This window comes from Bacillus sp. B1-WWTP-T-0.5-Post-4 (assembly GCF_009183795.1).
In the GTDB taxonomy this organism is placed as follows: domain Bacteria; phylum Bacillota; class Bacilli; order Bacillales; family Bacillaceae_G; genus Bacillus_A; species Bacillus_A cereus.
This window is the reverse complement of record NZ_WEIJ01000040.1, coordinates 1-909: the sequence shown is the minus strand read 5'-3', so window position 1 is coordinate 909 and position 909 is coordinate 1. Positions and strand designations below refer to the sequence as shown.

Sequence of the window (909 nt, the reverse complement as noted above, 5' to 3'; positions counted from 1 at the left end):
TTTCATTTATGGGTATGAAAGTGCGAGATCGTTTCGTACATCTAGTTAAGCGACGCGGTAACGTTACTGGGAAGCGATTCACGTACGGAAAGGATCTAACAGGCGTAACGCGAGAAGTAGATCGATCAGATATCGCAACCGCGATTATTCCAATCGGTAAAGCTGACGAGACAGGGAAGCGCCTGACGATCGAAGCATTCGAAACCACGCACGACGGTTATGTATCACCGAAAGGGCAAAAGTGGGTAGGCGACGATCAGGCATTACAGCTATACGGGAAGAACGGAAAGCATCTATTCAAACGATTAGATTTAAGCAGCATAGACAACGAATACGAGTTAATGAAAAAGGCAGTAGAAGAGCTAAAACGCGTTAAGCAGCCAAGAGCAACATACGAAGTTAGCGTCTTATTACTGGAATCGCTAACAGGTTATGAGCACGAAAAGGTACGTCTAGGTGATACGATCCTAGTTAAAGATACGATGTTCGAGCCTGCATTGGCAATCAATGCGCGAGTTATCGGAATCTACCGATCGTATACAAATCCCGCGAAGGACTACGTTGTACTAGGCGAATTCGTGCCGCTAGTGATCGATAAGAATAGACAGATCGAAGCGATTCAAGAAACGATTAATCAAAACATGACGAAGTGGGAACAAGGCGGCGAATTCGTTTATAAGAGCGAAACTGAGCCACTACCGAGCAAGAGAACGCCTGATATGTTATGGCTAGATACTTCGAAGCAGCCTAACATTATGAAACGTTGGGACGCTGAGAAAAAGCTATGGGTTAATGCGTCGGTAACTACGCCCGAAGAAATCGGAGCAGAAACGCCAAAAGGTGCGCAGGACAAGGCGAACAAAGCCGAAGAGACTGCAATCGCAGAAGCAGCGGAAGACGCGGCGATCA

1 protein-coding gene is annotated in these 909 nt (G+C 46.5%); it reads left to right on the top strand.

The genetic code is table 11. The features are described from left to right. A partial coding sequence (locus tag GBN91_RS28580) for a phage tail spike protein (RefSeq protein ID WP_193222148.1) occupies nucleotides 1–909 on the top strand: 909 nt, incomplete at both ends.